Source organism: Methylobacterium sp. DB0501, assembly GCF_011043735.1.
Taxonomy (GTDB): domain Bacteria; phylum Pseudomonadota; class Alphaproteobacteria; order Rhizobiales; family Beijerinckiaceae; genus Methylobacterium; species Methylobacterium alsaeris.
The window spans coordinates 366,937-390,921 of the sequence record NZ_JAAKGV010000002.1 but is presented as its reverse complement, the minus strand read 5'-3'; the positions used below and the strand labels follow the sequence as shown (position 1 = coordinate 390,921).

The 23,985-nt window shown below is 71.7% G+C and carries 22 protein-coding genes and 1 other RNA gene; 14 read left to right on the top strand and 9 right to left on the bottom strand.

Annotated elements, in window-relative coordinates:
* Nucleotides 1-2,337, bottom strand: a 2,337-nt coding sequence (locus G4G93_RS05640; RefSeq protein WP_165082014.1) for a putative bifunctional diguanylate cyclase/phosphodiesterase, incomplete at its 3' end; no start/stop codon positions are given.
* Between the two features lie 145 nt (nucleotides 2,338-2,482).
* Nucleotides 2,483-4,039, bottom strand: a complete 1,557-nt coding sequence (gene guaA, locus G4G93_RS05635; protein WP_165082012.1) for a glutamine-hydrolyzing GMP synthase — start codon at nucleotides 4,037-4,039, stop codon at nucleotides 2,483-2,485.
* A 141-nt stretch (nucleotides 4,040-4,180) separates the two neighbouring features.
* On the opposite strand from guaA, the gene G4G93_RS05630 reads away from it, so the two are divergent.
* Nucleotides 4,181-4,417, top strand: a complete 237-nt coding sequence (locus G4G93_RS05630) for a hypothetical protein (protein ID WP_165082010.1) — start codon at nucleotides 4,181-4,183, stop codon at nucleotides 4,415-4,417.
* 39 nt (nucleotides 4,418-4,456) lie between these two features.
* On the opposite strand, the gene G4G93_RS05625 is transcribed toward G4G93_RS05630, so the two are convergent.
* The 3 genes from G4G93_RS05625 to G4G93_RS05615 form a co-directional block, all read right to left on the bottom strand.
* A complete protein-coding gene (locus G4G93_RS05625; RefSeq protein WP_165082094.1) occupies nucleotides 4,457-5,383 on the bottom strand; it encodes an alpha/beta fold hydrolase in 927 nt (308 codons plus the stop codon).
* Between the two features lie 114 nt (nucleotides 5,384-5,497).
* Nucleotides 5,498-6,520, bottom strand: a complete 1,023-nt coding sequence (locus G4G93_RS05620; RefSeq protein WP_165082008.1) for an alpha/beta hydrolase — start codon at nucleotides 6,518-6,520, stop codon at nucleotides 5,498-5,500.
* A gap of 321 nt (nucleotides 6,521-6,841) precedes the next feature.
* The gene (locus G4G93_RS05615; RefSeq protein ID WP_165082006.1) at nucleotides 6,842-8,119 is read right to left on the bottom strand and encodes an RsmB/NOP family class I SAM-dependent RNA methyltransferase; all 1,278 of its coding nucleotides are present in this window, start codon (nucleotides 8,117-8,119) and stop codon (nucleotides 6,842-6,844) included.
* Nucleotides 8,120-8,245: 126 nt separating this feature from the next.
* Between G4G93_RS05615 and G4G93_RS05610 the strand changes: the two genes are divergently transcribed.
* Nucleotides 8,246-8,434 (top strand): hypothetical protein, encoded by a 189-nt coding sequence (locus G4G93_RS05610; RefSeq protein WP_048454387.1) that lies wholly within the window; start codon nucleotides 8,246-8,248, stop codon nucleotides 8,432-8,434.
* A 70-nt stretch (nucleotides 8,435-8,504) separates the two neighbouring features.
* On the opposite strand, the gene G4G93_RS05605 is transcribed toward G4G93_RS05610, so the two are convergent.
* Entirely contained in the window at nucleotides 8,505-8,924 is a 420-nt protein-coding gene (locus tag G4G93_RS05605; protein ID WP_165082004.1) for an MAPEG family protein, read from the bottom strand.
* A gap of 393 nt (nucleotides 8,925-9,317) precedes the next feature.
* Between G4G93_RS05605 and ssrS the strand changes: the two genes are divergently transcribed.
* The 5 genes from ssrS to G4G93_RS05580 all read left to right on the top strand — a co-directional run bounded on the left by ssrS (nucleotide 9,318) and on the right by G4G93_RS05580 (nucleotide 13,126).
* Nucleotides 9,318-9,475, top strand: a non-coding RNA gene (ssrS, locus tag G4G93_RS05600) — 6S RNA.
* 10 nt (nucleotides 9,476-9,485) lie between these two features.
* Nucleotides 9,486-10,076, top strand: coding sequence for a 5-formyltetrahydrofolate cyclo-ligase (locus G4G93_RS05595; RefSeq protein WP_165082002.1), 591 nt, complete (start codon nucleotides 9,486-9,488; stop codon nucleotides 10,074-10,076).
* Between the two features lie 8 nt (nucleotides 10,077-10,084).
* Entirely contained in the window at nucleotides 10,085-10,906 is an 822-nt protein-coding gene (locus tag G4G93_RS05590) for a TIGR00282 family metallophosphoesterase (protein ID WP_165082000.1), read from the top strand.
* A gap of 134 nt (nucleotides 10,907-11,040) precedes the next feature.
* A complete protein-coding gene (locus tag G4G93_RS05585) occupies nucleotides 11,041-12,093 on the top strand; it encodes a MotA/TolQ/ExbB proton channel family protein (protein WP_165081998.1) in 1,053 nt (350 codons plus the stop codon).
* Nucleotides 12,094-12,112: 19 nt separating this feature from the next.
* The gene (locus G4G93_RS05580; protein ID WP_165081996.1) at nucleotides 12,113-13,126 is read left to right on the top strand and encodes a peptidoglycan -binding protein; all 1,014 of its coding nucleotides are present in this window, start codon (nucleotides 12,113-12,115) and stop codon (nucleotides 13,124-13,126) included.
* Nucleotides 13,127-13,253: 127 nt separating this feature from the next.
* Here the strand turns inward: G4G93_RS05580 and G4G93_RS05575 are convergent, their stop codons facing one another.
* Nucleotides 13,254-15,059, bottom strand: a complete 1,806-nt coding sequence (locus tag G4G93_RS05575) for an ABC transporter transmembrane domain-containing protein (RefSeq protein ID WP_165081994.1) — start codon at nucleotides 15,057-15,059, stop codon at nucleotides 13,254-13,256.
* 180 nt (nucleotides 15,060-15,239) lie between these two features.
* Here G4G93_RS05575 and rpmE point away from each other — a divergent pair, with 180 nt between their 5' ends.
* The gene (gene rpmE, locus G4G93_RS35765) at nucleotides 15,240-15,509 is read left to right on the top strand and encodes a 50S ribosomal protein L31 (RefSeq protein ID WP_312891730.1); all 270 of its coding nucleotides are present in this window, start codon (nucleotides 15,240-15,242) and stop codon (nucleotides 15,507-15,509) included.
* 135 nt (nucleotides 15,510-15,644) lie between these two features.
* On the opposite strand, the gene G4G93_RS05565 is transcribed toward rpmE, so the two are convergent.
* A complete protein-coding gene (locus G4G93_RS05565) occupies nucleotides 15,645-16,169 on the bottom strand; it encodes a DUF1465 family protein (RefSeq protein WP_165081990.1) in 525 nt (174 codons plus the stop codon).
* A 732-nt stretch (nucleotides 16,170-16,901) separates the two neighbouring features.
* The gene (locus tag G4G93_RS05560) at nucleotides 16,902-17,093 is read right to left on the bottom strand and encodes a DUF1192 domain-containing protein (RefSeq protein ID WP_165081988.1); all 192 of its coding nucleotides are present in this window, start codon (nucleotides 17,091-17,093) and stop codon (nucleotides 16,902-16,904) included.
* Between the two features lie 214 nt (nucleotides 17,094-17,307).
* Here G4G93_RS05560 and rpmH point away from each other — a divergent pair, with 214 nt between their 5' ends.
* From rpmH to G4G93_RS05530, 6 genes are all read left to right on the top strand, one after another.
* Nucleotides 17,308-17,442: a 50S ribosomal protein L34 gene (gene rpmH / locus G4G93_RS05555; RefSeq protein ID WP_010300405.1), complete on the top strand. Its 135-nt coding sequence runs from the start codon at nucleotides 17,308-17,310 to the stop codon at nucleotides 17,440-17,442.
* 12 nt (nucleotides 17,443-17,454) lie between these two features.
* Nucleotides 17,455-17,961, top strand: a complete 507-nt coding sequence (gene rnpA, locus G4G93_RS05550) for a ribonuclease P protein component (RefSeq protein WP_165081986.1) — start codon at nucleotides 17,455-17,457, stop codon at nucleotides 17,959-17,961.
* 111 nt (nucleotides 17,962-18,072) lie between these two features.
* Nucleotides 18,073-19,911 carry a membrane protein insertase YidC gene (gene yidC / locus G4G93_RS05545; protein ID WP_165081984.1) on the top strand — a complete coding sequence of 613 codons (1,839 nt, stop codon included), beginning with the start codon at nucleotides 18,073-18,075 and terminating at the stop codon, nucleotides 19,909-19,911.
* A 2-nt stretch (nucleotides 19,912-19,913) separates the two neighbouring features.
* Nucleotides 19,914-20,597, top strand: a complete 684-nt coding sequence (gene yihA / locus G4G93_RS05540) for a ribosome biogenesis GTP-binding protein YihA/YsxC (protein ID WP_165081982.1) — start codon at nucleotides 19,914-19,916, stop codon at nucleotides 20,595-20,597.
* Nucleotides 20,594-20,983, top strand: coding sequence for a DUF423 domain-containing protein (locus G4G93_RS05535; protein WP_395412819.1), 390 nt, complete (start codon nucleotides 20,594-20,596; stop codon nucleotides 20,981-20,983). Before yihA ends, G4G93_RS05535 begins: the two co-directional genes overlap by 4 nt.
* Nucleotides 20,984-21,098: 115 nt before the next feature.
* Entirely contained in the window at nucleotides 21,099-23,930 is a 2,832-nt protein-coding gene (locus tag G4G93_RS05530; protein ID WP_165081980.1) for a bifunctional transaldolase/phosoglucose isomerase, read from the top strand.
* The last annotated feature ends 55 nt before the right edge of the window (nucleotides 23,931-23,985 follow it).

Sequence of the window (23,985 nt, the reverse complement as noted above, 5' to 3'; positions counted from 1 at the left end):
TCGAACGGCAAGATCTGGCGCGGCCTGCCGCAGGACGTGAAGACCGTGATCGCCAAGCACTTCAATACGCAAGCCGTGGCGCAGCGCGCGGACATGGCCCAGCGCAGCGGCACGACCGAGCAGGACCTGCGCGCCCGCGGCCTCACCATCCAGGACGTCGATACCAAGGCGTTCCAGGCCAAGCTGCAATCGGCCGGGTTCTACAAGGAGTGGAAGGGCAAGTTCGGCGACGACGCCTGGGCGCTGCTCGAGAAGCACACCGGGCCGATCGCCTGACGCCCCTCCCGACGGCCTGACCGTCAGGCCCCGACGGCGGGCCTGACCGGTCACGGGGCGGCCGAACAGGAAGCCCTGCGCCTCGGTGAACCCCTCCTCGCGCACCACCGCGAGCTGGGCCGGGGTCTCGACGCCCTCCGCCACCGTCTCGATGCCGAGCCGGCGCCCGAGCTCGGACACGATGCCGACGATCGCCCGGCAATCCGGCCGCTCGACCGCGTCGCGCACGAACGAGCCGTCGATCTTGATGCGGTCGAACGGGAAGGCGCGGACCCGGGCGAGCGACGAGAAGCCGACGCCGAAATCGTCGAGCGAGATCCGTACGCCCATGGCGTGGAGGAGCTGGAGGTCGTCGACGATGCCGGTGCCGGCATTGCTCAGCACCGTCTCGGTGATCTCGAGCTCGAGGCGGCGGGGGTGGAGGCCGGTCCGGTCGAGGATCGCCGCCACCGCCTTCGGCAGGGTGCCGTCGCCGAGCTGGCGCACAGAGACGTTGACGCAGACCCGGGCCGGATCGGGCCAGGCGGCGGCGTCGGTGCAGGCCCGCTCCAGCACCCACAGGCCCAGCGCCCGGATCAGGTCCGATTTCTCGGCGAGCGGGATGAAGCGCTTGGGCGAGACCGGGCCGCGCTCGGGATGGGTCCAGCGCAGCAGCGCCTCCCGGGCGTTGACGGCGCCGTGCGCCAGGCCGACGATCGGCTGGTAGGCGATACGGAGCTGGCCGGCCTCGGCGGCGTGGCGCAGGTCCTGCTCGATCCGCTGTTCCTCATGGCGCTCGGATTCGAGGGCCGGGGTGAACAGGCGCCAGGCGGCCTTGCCGGCGGCCTTGGCGGCGTAGAGCGCGCAATCGGCCTGGCGCAGCATGGCATCGGGCGTGGTGCCGTCCTCCGCGAAGGCGATGCCGATGCTGGCCGTGACGTGGCACGGGCGCTGCCCCGCGACCGCGTAGGGCCGGGCGAGGTCGATCAGCAGCCCCTCGGCCAGGGGCACCGCCAGCTCACCGGCGCCGCCGGGCAGGAGCAGGGCGAACTCGTCGCCGCCGAACCGGGCGGGCAGGCCCGGCTCCGGGGCCGCCCGCCGCAGGCGCTCGGCCACCTGCCGCAACAGGGCGTCGCCCGTCTGGTGGCCGAACTCGTCGTTGGCCGCCTTGAAGCCGTCGAGGTCGAGGAACAGAAGGGCGGTGCCGGGCGGCAGCGCGCCGTCGGCGGCGCTCTCGCGCAGGCGGCGCCACAGCATCGCCCGGTTGGGAAGTCCCGTCAGCGCGTCGTGATGGGCGAGCCGGCTGATCTCCAGCTCGGCCTGGCGCTGGCGCGTCACGTCCTCGAACGTGACGACGAACGCCCCCCCGGGCACCGACCGGCGCACCAGCGCGATGGCGCGGTCATCCGGCGTGCTGGCCATGATCGTCTCGTCGCGGCTCAGATGCGCCTCGTGCCCGGCGAGGAGCGCGGCGCCCTCCCAGGAGCCCGCCTCCGGGCCGCCGAAGACAAGCGCCCAGATCGCCTCGATCGCGGTGCCGACGAGGTCGCCCCGGTCGCGCACGGCGAACATCTCGAAGAACCGCTGGTTGATGAGCCGCACCTTGCGGTCGGCGTCGAACAGGCACAGGCCCTGCGACATCGTCGAGAGGGCGAGGTCGAGGATCAGCGCCACCGCCTCGAACTGGCCGCCCTCCTCCCGCCGCGAGGTCACGTCGCGGATGACCTGCGCGAAGCCTGCCAGCGTTCCTCCGTCATGGATCGCCGCGATGGCGGTCCGGGCACGAAACCGGCTGCCGTCGCGCCGCGGCCACCAGCCCTCGGTCTCGAAGCGCCCCGCCTCCCGGGCGGCCGCCAAAGCCGTGACGCTCTCGTCGGGCGTGTCGGAGGCGACGGTGCGCCCGAGGACCTCCGCCGCCGGGAAGCCCGTCAGCTTTTCCGCCCCGGGGTTCCAGGCGGCCACCCGCCCGTCCGCATCGAGCAGGCACAGGGCATGGTCGGTCGTATCCCAGACGAGCTGCGAATAGGCACGGTGGAGGGCCGATTCGACGACCGGCTCGTCCCGGTGGATCGTCACCGCCATTCCCGCGTCACTCCGCATCCGCACCGCGATCTCCGGACGGCAGGCTAGGCGATTTGGCCCCGAAGGGTGAGTGGCTTTCTTGCACCGGACCGCTCCGCCGTGATCGGGCACGGCCGGCCGGAGCGCGCGAACCCGCGACCCGTCCTCACTCCCACTCGATCGTGCCGGGGGGCTTCGACGTGATGTCGTAGGTGACCCGGTTGATGCCCTTGACCTCGTTGATGATCCGGGTCGCGACCCGGCCCAGGAACGCCATGTCGAAGGGGTAGAAGTCCGCGGTCATCCCGTCGACCGAGGTGACGGCCCGCAGCGCGCAGACGTGGTCGTAGGTGCGGCCGTCGCCCATCACGCCGACGGTCTTGACCGGGAGGATCACCGCGAAGGCCTGCCAGATCGTGTCGTAGAGCCCGGCCTTGCGGATCTCCTCGAGGTAGATCGCGTCGGCCTTGCGCAGCGCGTCGAGCTTCTCGCCCGTGATCTCGCCGGGGCAGCGGATGGCCAGGCCCGGGCCCGGGAAGGGATGGCGGCCCACGAAGGCCTCGGGCAGGCCGAGCTCGCGGCCGAGCACCCGGACCTCGTCCTTGAACAGCTCGCGCAGCGGCTCGACGAGCTTCATGTTCATGCGGGCGGGCAGGCCGCCGACATTGTGGTGGCTCTTGATCGTCACCGAGGGACCGCCGGTGAACGACACGCTCTCGATCACGTCGGGATAGAGCGTCCCCTGCGCCAGGAAGTCGGCGCCGCCGATCTTCTTGGCCTCGGCGTCGAACACGTCGATGAACAGGCGCCCGATCGTCTTGCGCTTGACCTCCGGGTCGGTGACCCCGGCAAGCTCGCCGAGGAACAGGTCGGAGGCCTGCACGTGGATGAGGGGAATGTTGTAGTGGTCGCGGAACAGCCGCACCACCTCCTCGGCCTCGCCCTGGCGCAGGAGGCCGTGATCGACGAAGACGCAGGTGAGCTGCTCGCCGATCGCCTCGTGGATCAGCACCGCCGCCACCGCCGAATCGACGCCCCCCGAGAGGCCGCAGAGCACCCTCGCGCCGCCGACCTGGGCGCGGATCCGCTCGATCGCCTCCTCGCGGAACGCGGCCATGGACCAGTCGCCGGTGCAGCCGGCGATGTCGCGCACGAAGTTGCGGATGAGGAGCGCGCCGTGGGGGGTGTGGGCCACCTCGGGGTGGAACTGCACCGCGTAGAACTTGCGCGTTTCGTCGGCCACCGCCGCGAAGGGGGCATTGGGCGAGATCGCCACGGTGGTGAAGCCGTCGGGCAGCTTCGTCACCCGGTCGCCGTGGCTCATCCACACCGGGTATTTCTCGCCGACGTGCCAGACGCCGCGGAAGAGGGCGCTGTCGGCGACGATCTCGATCTCGGCCCGGCCGAACTCGGCGTGGTGTCCGCCCTCGACCTCACCGCCGAGCTGGGCCGCCATGGTCTGCTCGCCGTAGCAGATACCGAGCACCGGCACGCCGGCATCGAACACCGCCTGCGGCGCCCGCGGCGAGGATTCGACCGTGACCGATTCCGGCCCGCCCGACAGGATCACCGCGCGCGGCTTCATCGCCGCGAAGGCCGCCTCGGCCGCCTGGAACGGCACGATCTCGGAATAGACGCCCTCCTCACGCACCCGTCGGGCGATGAGCTGGGTCACCTGGCTGCCGAAATCGATGATGAGGATCTTGTCGTGCTCGGTCGTCATGGGACGATGAGTTAGACGAGGCTCACGGATCGCGCAACGCGCGACCGCCGCGGGTCCACGGTGCGTTCACGGCATTAACCGGGCGTTCATGCGCTAACGGCGACTGAGGCGCCCCCTACCCACCAGACAAGGAGCCTCGCCATGCGAGCCATCGTCCTCGGGATCGCCGCGACCCTCGCCACCGGCCTCAGCCTCGCGCCGGCCTCGGCCCTGCCGGTCGCCCCCGGCCACAGCGTCGCGCCCGTCGCATCGATCGAGCAGGCGCAGTACGTCACCCGTCGGGTGGTCCGCCGCGGTCCCCGCTGCACGGTCCGGGTGACCCGCACCCGCGGCCCGTTCGGCCGGGTGGTGGTGCGCAAGGTGCGCCGCTGCTTCTGACCTCGGTCGAGAGGGCGGCCCCGTCCGGGGCCGCCTTTTTCATTGGTTCGGCCAGGCCGCCAGCAGCCCCCGGAGCGCCGCCACGAAGGCGAGCGGCTGGTCGACCATCACGTGGTGGTAGGCCTCCGGCAGGTCGATCCGGGGCGAGCCCGGCGGCAGCAGGCCCTGGACGTAGGCCGCGTCGGCCGGGCGCATCAGGTCCGAGCGGGCGCCGGTCACGAGTGCCAGCGGGCAACGGGCGCCCTGCACCATCGCGGCCCGGTCCGGCACGGCGAGGCGGGCCCACATCGAGGGGTCGAAGCGCCAGCTCCAGCCCCCCGCGACCTCCCGCAGCGATTCGCGGGCGATGAGGTCGGCGATGTAGAGCGCCTCGCAGGGCTGCATCGGCGCGAAGCGGAAGCGGCCCAGCGCCTCGTCCAGGGTCGGGTAGATCCGGTGATGCGCGAATCGCCCGTCCTCGCGCCGGCGGCCGGTGCGGCGCTCGGGGGAGAAGATCGGCGGGTCGACGATCACGGCACCGCGCCAGCGCCCGGCCTCCCGCCCCGCCTCGGTCAGCATCGGGAAGCAGCCGAAGGAATGCCCGACCATCACGGGCGCCCCCGCCTCGAACAGGCCGGTCTCCGCCGCCGCCGCCTCGATCTCGTCGGCGAAGGTGTCGAGGTCGTAGGATTCGCGCCAGTCCGAGCCGCCCATGCCGGACCAGGACAGGGCGGCGACGCGATGATGCTCGGCGAGGAAGGGCGCGGTGAAGCGCCACCAGCCCGCATGCGCCCCGTTGCCGTGCAGCAGCAGCAGACCCGGCCGGCCGCGCCTCCCCCAGGTGAAGGTCTCGATGCCGGCGCCCTTCACGGTGAGGCGGCCGACCTGCGGCGCGACCGCGACCGCGTCCCGGAACCAGTCGGGCGCCGGGGGCTGGTCCCCCTCCAGGTGGCGGAGGGGCGCGGAGAGGTTCGGGTCGGGGGGCATCTCGGTCACGGGGGCGATGATGGGCTGCGGCCGCGAGCCCTGTCAATCGGGATTGGAAGGAGCGGTATGGGGCAAAGCCCGTGTGTCGTCAGCGGACTTCGAATTTCCGGTGTCTCACACCCGGATGAATCCCCGCCGCCGCGCCCAGGTGGCGAACAGGCCCGGCCACGCGGCGGCGGGCGAGCCGGGCACGCCGAGATTGAAGCCGTGGCCGCCGCGCTCGAACAGGTGCATCTCCACCGGCACCTCGACGGCGCGAAGCGCCGCGAACATCAGCAGGGAATTGTCGACGACGGCGATCGGGTCGTCGGCGGCCTGGGCCAGGAAGGTCGGCGGGGTCTCGGGGCGGACCTGGGTCTCGACCGAGTAGGCCTCGGTGGCGACGCGGGTCGGACTGTCGCCGACGAGGACGCGACGGCTCGAGGTGCGGTCGAAGGGGGGTTTCAGGGTGATGACGGGATAGAGCAGGGCCGCGACGTCGGGCCGGGCCGAGAGCGCGTCGTCCTCGTCCACGGCGGGGTAGAGCGGCGAGGCGAAGCGGGTGCTCGCCGAGCCCATCAGGTGGCCGCCGGCGGAGAAGCCCATCACGCCGACCCGGTTCGGCTCGTAGCCGTAGCGCCGGGCCCGTGCCCGCACCAGGCGCACCGCCCGCAGGGCGTCCTGGATCGGCGCGTCGGCCCCCGCAGCCCAGCCCTCGCCGGGCAGCCGGTAGACCAGCGCGAAGGCGGTGACGCCCAAGCCGTTGAGCCAGCGCCCGACCGGCACCGCCTCGTGCCCGATATCGATGCGGCGATAGCCGCCCCCGGCGGCGATCACCATCGCGCTCCCGGTCGAGCGGGCCGGGCGCATCACCAGCAGGCACGGTTCGGCCACGCCGGTGACCACGCCCTCGCGGCTCTCGTCGAAGGGCGGCCCGTCGGGGTTCGGGCCCCCTCCCCCCGGCGGCCTGCCGGGCCAGAGCGGCAGCACCTCGAGGGTGGCGCCGGGGGCGGTCTCCGGCGGCGCGTCGTGTCCTGCTGGCTTATCCTGCGCCAAAGGTCGTTCCTGCCCTGCGGGGACCGCCTGCTGCGCGACGGCGGCAGGCGCGAGGGCGAGGCCGGCCGCTCCCGTGAGCAACGTCCTGCGATGCAGCGCCATGCCGACCGTCCGATACTCTCCGGGTCCCCGACGATGCCCCGGGATCCGGCGATCGGCGGCCCGCCCTCAACCTTGGCCCGCCATGAATAAGCCAAGCCGCCGCAGATGCACGGCAGAAAAATACCGGGCGGGCACGGCGATGCGCCGCGCCCGCGTCAGGGATGATCCGCCTCGATGGCCTTCCGGCAGCCGGAGACCGGTTCGTCGCAGACGACGCGGCACAATCAAGGACCCGGAGCACTGCCCGATCGCAACGCCACGCACGGGACATGCGCGGCCTGCTGTGTCGTGTCCCGTGTGGCAACGCGATCGGGCCGCGCTCTAGCGCTCCAGGAGCGCGACGTAGAAGCCGTCGGTGCCGGTCCGCTCCGGGCTCATCTGGATGCCGTGCGCCGTCCGCCGCACCTTGGCGGCGACCGCCTCCGGCAGGTCGAGGGCCCGGGGCGCGACGTCGCCGCGGCGCGAGGCCAGGCCCGCCACCGCGGCGTCGTTCTCCTCCGGCAGGAGCGAGCAGGTGATGTAGACGATCCGCCCGCCCGGCCGCACCAGCCGCGCCGCGCGGTCGAGAACCGCCTCCTGCTCGGCCACCCGCGCGGCGAGGCTGCCGGGACGCAGGCGCCACTTGGCGTCCGGGTTGCGCCGCCAGGTGCCCGAGCCGGTGCAGGGGGCATCGACCAGGACGAGGTCGGCGGTGCCGTCGAGGTCGGAGAGCACGTCGGGCCGTCCCTTTCCGCCCCGGGGCGTGCGCACCTCGGCGACGGCCCCGGCCCGGCGCAGGCGCTCATGGATCGGCGCGAGGCGCCGGGGATCGCCGTCGGTGGCGATCAGCCGGCCCGCATTGCCCATTTGGGCGGCGAGCGCCAGGGTCTTGCCGCCGCCGCCGGCGCAGAGATCGATCACCGTCATGCCGGGACCGGCCCCGGAGAGGCGGGCGGCGAGTTGCGAGCCCTCGTCCTGGATCTCGAACCAACCGTCCAGGAATTCCGGCTCGACATGGAGTGCCGGGCCGCGCCCGTCCTCGCCGAGCGGCACCCGCAGGCCGTCGGGCGCCAGCGGCGTCGGCTCGGGGGAGAGGTGGGCCAGCGCTTCCCGGGTGCCGTCGCGCGTCGCCTTGAGGGTGTTGACCCGGATGTCGAGGGGCGCGCGGCGGGCGAGCGCCCGCAATTCCACCAGGAGGTCGTCGCCGAGGGCCTCCGTCAGCGAGGGCACCACCCATTCGGGCACGTCGCCGGCGACGTGGACCGGCGCGTCGGCGAGCGTGCCGGTCTCGAGCCGGACGCGCTCGGCCTCCGTGAGGGGTGCGGGCGCGAAGCGCTCGCCGGTGAACAGCTCGGAGACGGTCCGGGCGGCGAGGCCGCGCTGGAGCCGCAGCGAGCCGATCAGCACGGCGCGGGGCGTGTCCTCGCCCATGATCCAGGCGGCGGAGGCACGACGGCGAAGGGCGTCGTAGACCAGGGTGGCGATGGTGGCGCGGTCGCCGGAGCCGGCGAAGCGGTGAGCGAGGCCCCAATCCTTCAGGGCGTCGGCGACCGGGCGGCGGCGCTCGGCAATGTCGGCCAGGACCTCGATGGCGGCGGAGAGGCGGGCGCCGGGGGTCATCGCGACACCGCCGGTCGCGAAACCGCCATCGTCGCGCCCCGGGACCGGCCCATCACGGCCAAGCTTTCGGCCCGCGCGGCCCCGACACCTTGGCCGTTCACCCCGCCGAGCCGGAGTTCCGCCCGCATGATCCGTCGTCCCATTCCGTCCGCCCTCGCCGTGAGTCTCGCCGGCCTGATCGCGCTCGCGGCCGGGGCCTGCGCCACCGCCCCGGCGGCGCCGGCCGTCGACCTCACCCCGCCGCCGCCCCGGCCCTACGACGCCAAGACGCAGCTCGAATACGGCAACCCGCCGCCGCGGGCCCCGCGCTACTGAACCGCCCCCTTACCCTCCTCGCACCGACATTGCGAGCGCGCGGCTCGCACCGCACCAGCGAGCCGCTGGCTCACGCGAGGAGGATCTTCACGGCGAAGATCAGCCACATCGCCATCAGGGTGATCGCCCCGGCGAGGAAGGCCTGGAAGCGGCGGATCACCACGTTGCCGGTGGTGTAGATCCCCGCATGCACGATCCGCGTCAGCACGAAGACCCAGGCGAGGCCGACGAACAGGGCGTCGGCCTTGGCGGTCGCGAGCGCCAGGCCGGTCAACACGTAGAACAGCACCGGCAATTCGAACTGGTGGGCGAAGGCATTCGAGACCTGCTGCACCGGCGCCGGCCAGGTCCGCTCGCCGAGCGAGATGTCCTTCAGCGTCACCTGCCCGTCCCGCGCCGCGGCGAAGCGCTTCCGCCCGGTCCAGAGCAGCAGGCAGAAGGTCAGCAGAACCTGGACGAAGACGGGGGCGAGGATAGCTTTAGGGCTCATGGGGGTCCTGAAGAGGTTAGGGAACCTAAAGAAGCTCGGGGGTCCTGAAGAGGCTCTTGAGGGAAAGGTCGATCTCGATGGCGGACCTGACGCCCTCCATGGTCATTCCGGGGCCGCGCGGCGGAACCCGGAATCCGGAACCGCCGGTGCTTCCGAAGACGACGGATCGCGTTCCGCCGCATTCTTCGAAACCTGCGGTTCCGGATCCCGGGCTCTCGCCTGCGGCGAGCCCCGGGACGACCCTGAGAGGCGGAGCCGGATCTGCCGATCATAGCCGTCTCACCACAGAGCCGCGCATCCGGCTGGGCCGGGCGGGTCCGCCGGCCGTCGCGCCTCGCAAATCCCCCCTTACGCCCCCTTTCGCAACCGCCCCGGCGGCGCTACATGAGGTCGGCGGGGCTGCGGTTCTCGTCAGGAGACAATATCCCCGGGGCCTTATCGACTCCCTCGGGAGCTGTCACTGCCCTGGTCCGTGGACCGGGGCATAACGGCGCCCACCTACTTCGTAGGTTTCCCGGGATCGATTCTCCAACGGCTCTCGTGGCTCCGCGCTGGACTTTCATGACGACCGACATATCCCCCGCCTCCCCGGACAAGGCCACCCTCCGGAAGGCCGCGCTGGCGCGGCGGGACGGGCTGGCGGTCGAGGCCCGCGCGGCGGCCTCCCGCCGCATCGCCGAGATCGTGCTCGACCTTCCCGAGATCGCGGCCGCCGAGGTGGTCTCGGCCTATTGGCCGATCCGCAGCGAGGTCGACGTGCGGCCGTTGCTCACCGCCCTGCGCGCCCGCGGCCAGGCGGTGGCGCTGCCGCAGGTGACGCCCGACGGGCTGGTGTTCCGGCTCGCGGCCGAGGGCGATTCCCTCGCGGCCGGCGGCTTCGGCCTGAGCGAGCCGGGCCCCGGCGCGCCCGTGGTGGATCCCCGTGCGCTCCTCGTCCCGCTCGCCGCCTTCGACCGGCGCGGCCACCGCATCGGCTACGGCAAGGGCTATTACGACCGGGCGCTCGCCCGCCTCGACGCCCCGGCCCGCGCCCTCGCCATCGGCATCGCGTTCTCGGCCCAGGAGATCCCCCGCGTTCCGGACGGCCCGCACGACCGGCCTCTCGACGGCATCGTCACCGAAGCGGGCCTGATCCACCTCACCGGAGACTGACCCCCGCCATGCGCCTCCTCTTCCTCGGCGACGTCGTCGGCCGGCCGGGCCGCCTGGCGGTGAGCGAGCGCCTGCCGTCCTTGCGCGAACGCTGGCGCCTCGACTGCGTGGTCATCAACGGCGAGAACGCCGCCGGCGGCTTCGGCATCACCGAGAGCATCTGCGATGAACTGATCAATGCCGGCGCCGACGCGGTGACGCTCGGCAACCACTCCTTCGACCAGCGCGAGGCGCTGGTGTTCATCGCCCGCCAGCCGCGGCTGGTGCGCCCGGCCAACTACCCGCCCGGCACGCCCGGCCGCGGCGCCACGGTGATCGAGACCACGACCGGCGCCCGGGTCCTGGTCGTCAACGTGATGGGACGGATCTTCCTCGATCCCCTCGACGATCCCTTCGCGGCGGCCGAGCGCGAATTGTCCGCCTGCCCCCTGCGCGACGCCGCCGACGCGGTGATCGTCGACGTCCATGCCGAGGCGACGAGCGAGAAGGAGGCCTTCGGCTGGTTCCTCGACGGCCGGGCCAGCCTCGTCGTCGGCACCCACACCCACGTGCCGACCGCCGACCACCGCATCCTGCCGGGCGGCACCGCCTACATGTCGGATGTCGGCATGTGCGGCGACTACGATTCGGTGCTCGGCATGCAGAAGGACGAGCCGGTGCGCCGCTTCCTTCAGAAGACCCCGGGCAGCCGGCTCGAGGCGGCGACCGGCGAGGGCACGCTGTGCGGCCTCGCGGTCGAGACCGACGACGCGACCGGCCTCGCCCGGCGGGTGAGCCCGGTGCGCCTCGGGCCCCATCTCGAGGAAACCTGGCCGCGGCACTGGGATTGAGACCGCACCCGGTCCGAAACCCCAGGATACTCCGTCCGGGCCGGCTTGATCGGCCAAGCCGCACCCGGCACAGTGCCGGTCGATCCCCGTCGCGGCAGGCGGGGGCGACCCCGCGACAGTGAGTACGGCCCGCGATGGCGGCGAGCGCAGCGTCCCCTCCCCTGACATCGCCGCGGATCTACCTCATCCGCATGGCGGTGTTCCTGACGCTGGCCGGCTTCCTGGCCTTCGTGCTCTACCGTCAGATCGTGCCGGCCTTCATGGCCAATCCGGGCCTCAACGGGCTGATCCTCGGCGCGACCCTGATCGCCGTCATCATGGCCTTCGGGCAGGTGCAGCGCCTCTTCCGCGAGGTGCGCTTCGCCAACCGCACCGCGACCGGCGCCGCCGATCCCGGCACGCCCCGCGTGCTCAGCGCGCTCGCCCCTGCCTTGCGGGAGGCGAGGGCCGGCCGGCCGCACCCGCAAGCGCAGTTCCAGCCGCTCCTCGACACGGTCGCCTCGCGCCTCGACGAAGGCCGCGAGATCCTGCGCTACATCGGCGGCCTCCTGATCCTGCTCGGCCTGCTCGGCACCTTCTGGGGCCTGATCGATACCCTGTCGGCGGTGGGCGGGGTGATCCGCTCGATGCGGGCCGGCGGCGGCGACGCGGCAGTGATGTTCGACGAGTTGAAGAGCGGCCTCGCGGTGCCGCTGTCGGGGATCGGCCTCGCCTTCTCGGCCTCGCTGTTCGGCCTCGCCGGCTCCCTGGTGATCGGCTTCCTCGACCTCCAGGCGGGGCAGGCCCATACCCGGTTCTACAACGAGCTGGAGGACTGGCTCGTCACCGCGGCCGGTCCCGCGCCGGCTCCGGTGCCGGTCCCCGTCACGGTGCCGGCCGCCGCCGCGCTCGCCGCCACGATTCCGGCTTCCGCGCCCCGCCCGCCCGAGCCGTCGCCGCGGGGCGACGCGGTGCTCAGGGACATCGCCGACGCGATGACCCGGCTCGGCTCCCTCGTGGGCGACAGCACCGCCCACGGCCGGGCCAGCACCCAGGCGATGGCGAACCTCGCCGAGGGGATCCAGGGCCTCGTCCAGCACATGCGGGCCGAGCAGCAGATGATCCGCGACTGGGTCGAGGCGCAGGCGAACCGCGAGCGCGAGCTGAAGCAGGTGCTCGACCGCCTCGCCCGGGAGAAGGTGGAGTGACCCTGGAGATCCCCGAGTAATGGCCGGCCGCCTCGCCCGGCGCGACCGCGCCCTCAATGTCTGGCCGGGCTACGTCGACGCCCTGACGACGCTGCTGCTCTCGGTCGTCTTCCTGCTCACCATCTTCGTCACCGGCCAGTTCTTCCTGTCGCAGGAGCTGTCCGGCCGCGACACGGTGCTGGAACGGCTCAACCGCCAGATCTCCGAACTCACCGACCTCCTGGCGCTGGAGCGCTCCGGCAAGCGGGCGCTGGAGGAGAGCGCCGCCTCGTTGCGGGCGAACCTCACCAATTCGGAGGCCGAGCGGACGCGGCTGCAGGGGCTGCTCGCGGCCGACCAGGGCGCGCAGGGCAAGGCGGCGGAGCTCGGCCGCCAGCTCGACGCCGAGAAGGGCGCCGCCTCCCGGGCGCTCAGCCAGGTCGACCTCCTGACCCAGCAGATCTCGGCGATGCGCCAGCAGCTCGCGGCCCTGGAGGACGCGCTGGCCGCCTCCGAGACCCGGGACCGCGAGAGCCAGGCCCGCATCGCCGATCTCGGCAGCCGCCTCAACGTCGCCCTGGCCCAGCGGGTGCAGGAGCTGGCGCGCTACCGCTCCGACTTCTTCGGCCGCCTGCGCCAGATCCTCGGCAACCGCCCCGACATCCGCATCGTCGGCGACCGCTTCGTGCTGCAATCCGAGGTGCTGTTCTCGGCCGGCCAGGCGGTGCTGAAGCCCGAGGCCGGCCCGGAGATCGACCGGATCGCCGGCGCGATCCTGGAACTCAACCGCCAGATCCCGGCCGACATCCCGTGGGTGCTGCGCGTCGACGGCCATACCGATTCGCGGCCGATCAACTCGCCGCAATTCCCGTCCAACTGGGCGCTGTCGGCGGCCCGCGCCATCGCGGTGGTGCAGTACCTCGTGGGCAAGGGCATCCCACCGCAGCGGCTCCTCGCCGGGGCCTTCGGCGAGTTCCAGCCGCTCGACGCCGGGACCAGCGAGGAAGCCTATGCGCGCAACCGGCGCATCGAGATGAAGCTGACGGAACGGTGAGGACACCCCGCGGCCCGGTCAAGGCGTTCAACACACGATCCTGACATCCGTCGGGTCATTCCGGGCTCCGCTGCGCGGCCCCGGAATGACCCAGCGGATGTCGCTTCGTGCAGGGGGTCGGGGCGATTCATACCTCCGCCGCCTGCCGCTCCCCCGCCAGGTCCACCCCGGCGCCGAACTGCAACGCCGCGAGCTGCGCATAGAGCCCACCGCGGGCAAGCAGCGCGTCGTGCGTGCCCTGCTCGGCGATGCGGCCGTCCTCCAGCACCAGGATGCGGTCGGCGGCCCGGATGGTGGCGAGGCGGTGGGCGATGACGAGCGTGGTGCGGCCCTTCATCAGCACGTCGAGGGCGGCCTGCACCGCCCGCTCGCTCTCGGCGTCGAGGGCGGAGGTCGCCTCGTCGAGGAGCAGGATCGGGGCATCCTTCAGGATCGCGCGCGCGATGGCGATGCGCTGGCGCTGGCCGCCCGACAGGGTGACGCCGCGCTCGCCGACCAGCGTGGCGTAGCCCTGCGGCAGGGCGCGGATGAAGCCGGCGGCATGGGCCTGGGCCGCGGCGCGCTCCACCTCGGCCTCGCTGGCCTGCGGCCGGCCGTACCGGATATTGTCGAGGATGCTGCCGCTGAACACGGTCGGGTCCTGCGGCACCAGGGCCATGCGGGCGCGAAGCACCGCAGGGTCGACGGCGTCGACCGGCACCCCGTCGATCCGGACCGCGCCGGATTCCGGGTCGTAGAAGCGCAGCAGCAGCTGCAGCACCGTGCTCTTGCCGGCACCCGAGGGGCCGACCAGCGCCACGCGCTCGCCCGGCGCCACCGCGAAGCTGAGCTCGTGGAGCGCCGCGTGCTCGGGCCGCGTCGGGTAATGGAAGCGCACCCGCTCGAAAGCGATCTCGCCGCGGGGCGGCACCGGCAGCGGCCGCGGCCGGTCCGGCGCGCCGATCGCCGGCACGGTGTCGAGGATCTCGCCCAGCCGCTCGGCGGCGCCGGCGGCCAGCGTCAGCTCGCCGTAGACCTCGGAGAGCTGGCCGAGCGCACTTGCCCCGAACACCGCGTAGAGCACGAATTGCGACAATTGCCCGGCCGTGATCGTGCCGGCGGCGACCCCTTGCGCGCCGTACCACAGCACGCCGACGACGCTCGCCGAGATCAGGAAGATCGCCACGCCCGTGAGCAGCGCCCGCGCCCGCGCCGAGCCGCGGGAGGCCAGGAACGCCTCCTCGGAGGCGGCGGCGAAGCGGGCGGCGGTGGCCGGGGCCATGCCGAAGGCCTGCATGGTGCGCACCGCCCCCACCGCCTCGGTGGCGAAGGCCGAGGCGTCGGCGAGCCGGTCCTGCGCCGCCCGCGAGCGGCGGCGCACGCCGCGGCCTGAGAGGATCAGCGGGAAGACGATGAGCGGGATCGCGGCGAGCACCAGCACCGAGAGCCGGGGGCTCGTCCACACCATCATGCCGACCGCACCGGTGAACAGGAACAGGTTGCGCAGGAGGATCGAGAGCGAGACCCCGAAGACCGATTTCACCTGCGCGGCGTCGGCGGTCAGGCGCGAGACCAGCTCGCCGCTGCGCGCCCGGTCGAAGAAGGCGGGATCGAGGGTGGTGAGGCGGGCGAACACCGCGGCGCGCAGATCCGCCACCACCCGCTCGCCGAGGGTCACGACGCAGTAGTAGCGGCCGGCGCTCGCGACCGCGAGCACCGCCACGACCCCGATCAGCCCGCCGAAATAGGCGTCGATCATCCCGACCTCACCGTGGGAAAAGCCGAGATCCACCACCCGCCGCACCGCGACCGGCACCACCAGGGTCGCCCCCGAGGCGGCGATCAGCGCCACGATCGCCGCGGCGATGCGGCCCTTGTAGCGCGCGGCGAAGGGAACGAGGGGCTTCAGCGCCCCGAGGGACGCGCGGGGGCGGGCTGTATCGGAACGTGCCATCTGAACTGTCGTGGTGTCCGGGGTGCCGGCGCTTGTTTGGCGCACGGAGGTGAGGTATAGGCCGCCGCTCATCCGATTACGCGCGATCAATGGCCGCGGCCCGAAGCGGAGCGTTCGGCGCGGGTCGCACTCTAGGAATTCGTCATGGCAAAGCAAGCAGCCCCCGTCGCCAAGCAGGCGATCCCCGCCGGCAAGTCGGTCGCGACCCCCAAGGTCGCCCGCACGGCGACCGAGCACCCGGATTACCACTTCATCAAGGTGGTGCTGACCGACGGCAGCTCCTTCATGACCCGCTCCACCTACGGCAAGGAGGGGGACACCCTGAACCTCGACATCGATCCGAGCACGCACCCGGCCTGGACCGGCGGCGAGCAGAAGCTCATGGATCGCGGCGGCCGCCTCTCGCGCTTCAACTCGCGCTTCGCCGGCATCTCGTTCGGCAAGAAGTAAGCCTCCGGGACGACGCTTCACCGCCTCTGCTTCGCGCGAAAAAAGCCCCGGCCTCGCGGCCGGGGCTTTTTTCATGCCCGAAACCCGGGCCCGTTGCCGGGGGGAAGAAGCGCCGGGCGCCCTCCCCGGCCCGTCTCAGCCGAAGGCCACCCGCAGCATGTCGTGCTGGGCGAAGACCGGGCTCACCCGGGGCTCGGGCGTCGGACGGTCGTCGGAGATCAGCTTGTCGAGGTGGAGGATGCGGGCATGAAGCCGCTTCGACTGGCCGATCAGGGCCTGGAGCGAAAGCGGCAGCTCGGCGACCAGAACCGGCGCGGTCTCGTTCGGCTCGACAGCCGTGAGGCGCACCCGGGTCTTTTCCTCTGCGGCCTCGCTCAGGCTCAGCTCGCCCTCGGACACCGCGCGCTGCACCAGGAGCCACGAGGCGATCTGCATCAGCCGGGTGGTGAGCCGCATGCTCTCGCTGGCATAGGTCAGGGCGGCGTGGCGGGCGAGCAGGCGCGATTCGTCGCGGCCGGGACCGTCGAGATAGGCGGCGGTCTCCTCCACCAGGGTCATGCCCTCGCGAAACAGCATCTTGAACCCCTCGGAGGCCACGAAGGTCTCGCCGAAGCGCACGGTGGGCTGCTCGTCCCGAAACATCACGTCCATCACGCCCATGATCCCTCCTGTGCCACCGCGACGCCGGCCCCGCCTCGATACGGGACATTCACGGTGCGCTCGGGCTGTCTGGCGCAACGATAGCGCCAGAGCGCGGGACGCGCGCCGTCAACCAATCGTTAACCTTAACGTCAACGCGGACGGGGGACGGTCGATCCGGACGGAAACGGAAAATTCCGCTGGGACGAGGGGCGGGCGGACCGGAGAGGAGCCGGAAAAAAGAAAGCCGCCCCACGGGGGCGGCTGAATGAGTCGTACAGGGAGGCATCAAACAGAGTGGACAGAGACCACTCGACATCCAGAAAGCTGGACGGGTTTGGTTATCGCCCGGAAGGCTTAAAAAATGGTTAACGCGGGCGCGACGGGGGGAGAAAAGCGCCCGGGGCGCAAGCGGATGGCGGAAGCGGCGTACGCCGAAGGGCGGTGACGGCCCCGGCCGATCGGCACGGGATGATACGCTGGTTTTCCCTCTCCAAGCGGCCCGGGAGAGCGTCGTGCTCCCCGGACGGTGACACGAGAAGCGCGGAGCGGCCGGAGCGGGGGTGAGCGGGCTGCCGGACGAGCGAGGCTCTGTCCGCTCCCCTCACCATCGCCCTGCGGGCATCCCGAGCGTCTCCGGAACTCAGGCCTCTCCCCACCCGCGGGAAGAGGAGATTTCCCGCATCGTCCGGCTTTGACGGGGCATGGCCCCAGAACGGCACACGCCCCGTCCCGTTTCGGAACCCGCGCGTCTCAGAACTTGAACGCCGCCCGCGCCGCCTCCTGCGAGGCCTGCTTGCGGCGCCGGTCCTCCTCGAGACGGGCGATCTCGCGGCGCAGGACCTCGATCCGCTCGCCAAGGTCGGAGACCGACAGGGCGGAGAGGTCCTGGCCGATCTGGTGCTGACCTTGCGGCCGCGGTCGGTTGTCGGCGTCGTCGAACATCGGCGTCTCCTCCGCGGGCGCCCGTCGCGGACGCCCGGAATGGTCCTTCCCGCGATCCTTAACGCGATTGACTCACGGGGGCCATTCCGCCATACACCGGCGCGACGTGACCGCGCCCCATTCGGGCGCGGTTCGCTTTCGTCGAGACATTCTGGACCACGAGGGCCTCGGCAGCGCGACGCGCGGGCCGGCCCCGGCCTTCGGAGAACGAGCCGTGAAGAGAACCTATCAACCGTCGAAGCTCGTGCGCAAGCGCCGCCACGGCTTCCGTGCCCGCATGGCCACCGTCGGCGGCCGCAAGGTCATCGCTGCCCGCCGCGCCCGCGGCCGCAAGCGCCTCTCGGCGTAAGGCCGGCGCGCGGTGCCGGAGAGCGCCGCGAGGCCCGGCGGCCCGCCGCGGATCGGCCGGATCACCCGGCGCCCGGACTATCTGGCGGCGGCCAAGGGCCGCCGTTTCCATACCGAGCGCCTGACGGCACAGGGCCGCCTGCGGGACGATGGTCCGCCGGGCGGCCTGCGCGTGGGCTTCACCGTGACGAAGCGCGAAGGCCACGCCACCGAGCGTAACCGCATTCGCCGCCGCCTCAAGGTCGCGGCGGCCCAGGCCGGCGAGAGCCACCGGGACAAGGCGGTCGACGTGGTGCTGATCGGCCGGCGCGACGCCCTGGCGGCGTCCTTCGCCCAGCTGGTCGAGGACGTCCGGCAGGCTCTCGGCGTCGTGACGAAGCCGCACAGCCCGAAGCCGTCCTCCGCCGGGGGCGACAGGCCCATCGGAAGACCCGGGCGCGGCAAAGGCACCGGCAAGGGCAAGGACAGGCCGGGGACAGCCTCGGGACCGGGGCCGGCAGCCCCGAAACGGAATTCGTGAGGCGATCCCGGGCAGCCGGAATCGCCTCGTCGTGTTGGTCGTGAGGGCCGGGATGCGGGCTGCCAGGCCCGCCCTCGGTCCCGCTCTTTAGGCGGCAGGCGTCGCGGGTCCATGGGTAACGACAAGACGAACATGATCATCGCCGTCGTGCTGTCGCTGGCGGTGCTGCTCGGCTGGAACTACTTCGTCAGCGCGCCGCAGGTGGAGCGCCAGCGTCAGGAGCAGGCCGCCAAGCAGGCGCAAGCGGCAAAGGACGGCCCGGCGGCGAGCCCGCGCGAAGGCGGCCCCGCCGCGCCGGTGGCCGGCACCCTGCCGGGCGCGCCCGGCGGCAGCCCGGCGCTGGCGGCGACCCGCGAGGAGGCGCTCGCCCGCTCGCCGCGCGTGCGCATCGACACCCCGGCGCTGGCCGGCTCGGTGGCGCTGAAGGGCGGCCGCATCGACGACGTGTCGCTGAAGAACTACCATGAGACCGTCGACAAGAACTCGCCGCGCATCGTGCTGCTCTCGCCGACCGGCTCGGCCAACCCGTACTATGCCGAGTTCGGCTGGGTCGGCCAGAATGCCGGCCCGCTGCCGACCGGCGACACGCTGTGGACCGCCGAGGGCGACCTGCTGACGCCCCAGAAGCCCCTCGTGCTGACCTGGGACAACGGCGCCGGCCTCACCTTCCGCCGCACCATCTCGGTCGACGACAAGTTCATGTTCACGGTCGCCGACGCGGTCGAGAACAAGGGCGGCAACCCCGTCACCCTCTACTCGTACGGGCTCGTCTCGCGCTGGGGCAAGCCGCACACGCAGGGCTACTACGTCCTGCACGAGGGCATGATCGGCGTGCTCGGCGACCAGGGCCTGCAGGAAGTCACCTACGACAAGCTCGCCAAGGACAACCCGATGGGCGCCCCCGGCACCCGCGGCCAGTCCTGGGCCAACGTGACCGGCGGCTTCCTCGGCATCACCGACAAGTACTGGGCCGCCACCACCATCCCGGACCAGAAGACCCCCTATACCGGCTCGTTCACCGAGCGCGACGAGGGCGCCACCAAGGTCTACCAGGCGAGCAGCCTCGGCGAGGCCAAGTCGCTCGCGCCCGGCGCCACCGTCGAGGCGCGGCAGCACCTCTTCGCCGGTGCCAAGGAGGTCGGCACCATCGACGGCTACGAGAAGTCGCTCGGCATCAAGCGGTTCGACCTGCTGATCGATTGGGGCTGGTTCTACTTCATCACCAAGCCGATGTTCTTCGCGCTTGACTTCTTCTACAAGCTGTTCGGCAATTTCGGTGTCTCGATCCTGGTCGTGACATTCATGCTGAAGCTGCTCTTCCTGCCGATCGCCAACCGCTCCTACGTCTCGATGGCCAAGATGAAGGCCGTCCAGCCGGAGATGACCGCCATCCGCGAGCGCTACGCCGACGACAAGGTGAAGCAGCAGCAGGCAATGATGGAGCTGTACAAGAAGGAGAAGATCAATCCGGTCGCCGGCTGCTGGCCGGTGCTGGTGCAGATTCCGGTCTTCTTCGCACTCTACAAGGTGCTGTTCGTCACCATCGAGATGCGGCACGCGCCGTTCTTCGGCTGGATCCGCGACCTCGCGGCGCCGGACCCGACCTCGATCTTCAACCTGTTCGGTCTCCTGCCCTACACCCCGCCGGACTTCCTCCACCTCGGCATCTGGCCCATCATCATGGGCATCACGATGTTCGTGCAGATGAAGATGAACCCGACGCCGCCGGACCCGGTCCAGGCCCAGGTCTTCACCTTCATGCCGATCATCTTCACCTTCATGCTCGGCTCGTTCCCGGCCGGCCTTGTGATCTACTGGGCTTGGAACAACACCCTGTCGGTGATCCAGCAATACGTGATCATGCGGCGCAACGGGGTGAAGGTGGAGCTGTGGGACAACCTGCGCTCGACGTTCTCACGCGCGCCGAAGACGGCGAAGGCCAAGAGCTGAGAATGCAGGACCAGCCTCAGTCCGAGACCCTTGCCGAGGCCGAGAAGGCGGCCGCCCTGCGCGAAGCGGGGCGGCTGCTCTTCGCCGGCACCGCCGACTTCTTCTATGCCGCCGACAAGCTCGAGATCCTGCCGCCGATGCGGGGGCACGAGATCGCCTTCGCGGGTCGCTCCAACGTCGGCAAGTCGAGCCTGATCAACGCCCTGACCGGCCGCAACGCGCTGGCGCGCACCTCGCACACCCCGGGGCGCACCCAGCAGCTCAACTTCTTCGACGTGGGCGGCGGCAAGCTCGTCCTCGTCGACATGCCGGGCTACGGCTACGCCGCGGTCGAGAAGGCGAAGGTCGCCGCCTGGACCGAGCTGATCCATTCCTACCTGCGCGGCCGGGCCAACCTCGCCAGGGTCTACGTGCTGATCGACTCGCGCCACGGCATCAAGCCGAACGACGCCGAGGTGCTGGACGGGCTCGACAAGGCTGCGGTCTCCTACCAGATCGTGCTGACGAAGTCCGACGCGCTCAAGAAGCACGAGATCCAGGCCCGGCTCGACGCGACGGCGGCGGCCATCGCCCGCCGGCCGGCGGCCTATCCCGAGATCATCCTGACCTCGAGCCGCACCGACGACGGCGTCACGGATCTACGCGCCAGCATCGCCCGGCTCCTCGCCGAGCGCGGCGAGGCATGACCTCCGCCGACCGGATGCACCTCGCCGACCGGATCCTGCTGGCCCTCGCCGGCCTCGCCGGTGCGCTCGGCGTCGGGCTGTCGGCGGCGGCCGCCCATATCGCCGGGGCGACGAGCCTCGCGACGGCGGCGCAGTTCCTGCTGTTCCACGCCCCGGCCCTCCTGGGCCTCGCGCTGATGGCCGGCAGCGGGCGGTCGCATCCCGGTCCGGCGCGGGCGGCGGGCTTCGCCCTGGCCCTCGGCCTCGCGCTGTTCTCCGGCGACCTCTCGGTGCGGGCGCTCCTACAGGCGCCGCTCTTCCCGATGGCGGCGCCGAGCGGCGGCATGATCCTGATCCTCGGCTGGGTGCTCGTCGCCGCCGCGGCTTTCTGGCCGGCACGGCGCTGACCGGACGCCCGGTCCGCGCGCTTTTCGCGTGAACGGCCAAGCTTCTCTCGCCCCTCCCCCCTGGACAGAACCCACCTGCGGTCCACATCTGCGGCAAACACGCGGAGACCCAGGCATGAACCCGCTCAAGAGGCTGCACGCCGAACAGGACCAGGCCGTCTGGCTCGATTTCGTGGCCCGGGGCTTCGTCCAGGACGGGGGGCTGAAGCGGCTGGTCGACGAGGACGGCCTGCGCGGGGTGACCTCGAACCCGGCGATCTTCGAGAAGGCGATCGGCCACTCGGACGAGTACGACGACGCCCTCAAGGCGGCGGGCGACGAGCGGGTGATCGACCTCTACGAGGGGCTGGCCATCGCCGACATCCAGGCCGCCGCCGACGTGCTGCGCCCGGTCTACGAAGCCAGCGGCGGCCAAGACGGCTTCGTGAGCCTCGAAGTGTCGCCCTACCTGGCGCTGAACACCACCGAGACGCTGGCGGAGGCCCGGCGCCTGCACAAGGCGGTGGCCCGCGACAACCTGATGGTGAAGGTGCCGGCGACCCCGGAGGGCATTCTGGCGATCCGCGACCTCACCGCCGACGGCATCAACATCAACGTCACGCTGCTCTTCGCGCAAGAGACCTACGAGGCGGTGGCGAAGGCCTATATCGAGGGCCTCGAAAAGTTCGTTGCGGGCGGCGGCGATGTCGGCCGGATCGCCAGCGTGGCGAGCTTCTTCATCAGCCGCATCGACGCGGCGGTGGACAAGCTCCTTGACGAGAGGATTGCCGCCGCCAACGACCCGGACGAGAAGGCGGCGCTCGAAGGCCTCAAGGGCAAGGTGGCGATCGCCAACGCCAAGCTCGCCTATCAGCGCTACAAGCGGCTGTTCGCCGGCGAACGCTGGCAGAAGCTCGCCGACAAGGGCGCCCATCCGCAGCGCCTGCTCTGGGCCTCGACCGGAACCAAGAACAAGGCCTATTCCGACGTGCTCTACGTCGAGGAGCTGATCGGCCCCAACACCGTCAACACCATCCCGCCGGCGACGATGGACGCCTTCCGCGATCACGGAAAGGTGCGGGCGAGCCTGGAAGAGGGCATCGACGAGGCCGAGCGGGTGATGGCGCATCTCGCCAAGGCGGGCATCGACATCGACGCGGTGGCCCGCCGGCTCGTCGAGGAGGGCGTGCAGCTCTTCATCGACGCCGCCGACAAGCTGCTCGGCGCGGTCGCCGGCAAGCGCCAGACCTTCATCGGGACCGGACTCGACCGGCAGGCCCTGGCGCTCGGCAGCCTCGACGAGGCGGTGAAGGCAGCGATCGAGACCTGGCGCAAGGACGGGCTGGTGCGCCGCCTGTGGCAGCGCGACGCCGGCGTATGGAGCGGCGCCGACGAGGCGCAATGGCTCGGCTGGCTCACCATCGTCGAGGACGAGGCCGAGCATGCGGCCGACTACGCCGCCTTCTCGGCGGAGGTGAAGCAGGAGGGCTTCACCGACGCGGTGGTGCTCGGCATGGGCGGCTCCAGCCTCGGGCCTGAGGTGCTGGCGGAGACCTACGGCCCGCAGCCCGGCTTCCCGCGCCTGCGCATCCTCGATTCGACCGATCCGGACGAGGTCCGGGCGGTCGAGGCGGCGGTGAACCTCGAGCGCACCCTGTTCATCGTCGCCTCGAAGTCGGGCTCGACCCTCGAGCCCAACGTGTTTCGCGATTACTTCCTCGGCCGGATGCGCGACGTGGTCGGGCACGAGAAAGCCGGCCGGCACTTCGTCGCCGTGACCGATCCGGGCTCGGCGATGGAGAAGGCGGCGAAGGAGGACGGCTTCCGGCGCATCTTCTACGGCGTGAAGCAGATCGGCGGGCGCTATTCCGTGCTCTCGGCCTTCGGCCTCGTGCCGGCGGCCGCCATGGGCCTCGACGTCGCGGCGTTCCTGGCGAGCGCCCGCACCATGGTGCGCTCCTGCGGCTCCGACGTGCCGCCCGACCTGAACCCGGGCGTGCAGCTCGGCCTGGTGCTGGGCAAGGCCGCGACCGAGCAGGGCCGCGACAAGGTCACGCTGATCGCGTCCCCGGGCATCGGCACCTTCGGCGCCTGGGCCGAGCAGCTGATCGCCGAATCGACCGGCAAGGAGGGCAAGGGCCTCATCCCGATCGACGACGAGCCCCTCGCCGCGCCCGCCGCCTACGGCAAGGACCGGGTCTTCGTCTACCTGCGCCTGGAGGACGGCGCCGAGGCCGGCCAGGACGCGGCCGTCAAGGCGCTGGAGGAGGCCGGCCACCCGGTGGTGCGGATCGGCCTCGCCTCGAAGGCGAGCCTGCCGCAGGAATTCTTCCGCTTCGAGATCGCCACGGCGGTGGCGGGCGCGGTGCTCGGCATCAACCCGTTCGACCAGCCCGACGTCGAGGCGAGCAAGATCAAGACCCGCGAGCTGTTCTCCGCCGCCGAGACGAGCGGCGCCCTGCCGGCCGAGACTCCGGTGGCGGAGGATGACGGCTTCGCCCTCTACACCGACGCAGCGAATGCCGAGGCCCTGCGCAAGGCCGGGGCGGGCGCCGATCCGGTGAGCTGGATCAAGGCCCAGGTCGGGCGTATCGGTGCCGGCGATTACGTCGCGCTGCTCGCCTACGTCACCCGCAACCCGGAGCACTTCAAGCCGCTCCAGGAGGCCCGGGTGGCCCTGCGCGAGGCCAAGCACGTCGCGACCTGCGCCGAGTTCGGTCCGCGCTTCCTGCACTCGACCGGCCAGGCCTACAAGGGCGGGCCCGACAGCGGCGTCTTCCTCCAGATCACCTCGGAGGCCCCCGACCTCGCCATCCCGGGCCGCAGCCTGGGCTTCGCCACCGTGATCGCCGCGCAGGCGCGGGGCGATTTCGGCGTGCTCTCCGAGCGCGGACGCCGGGCCCTGCGCGTCCACATCAAGGGCGATGTGGCCAAGGGGCTCGACCGGCTGAAGTCGGCGCTTAGTTAGGGCTGGCGCCCCGCGTCCCCCCTCCCCCGTATGGGCGAGGGGGGACTGCGCCAGA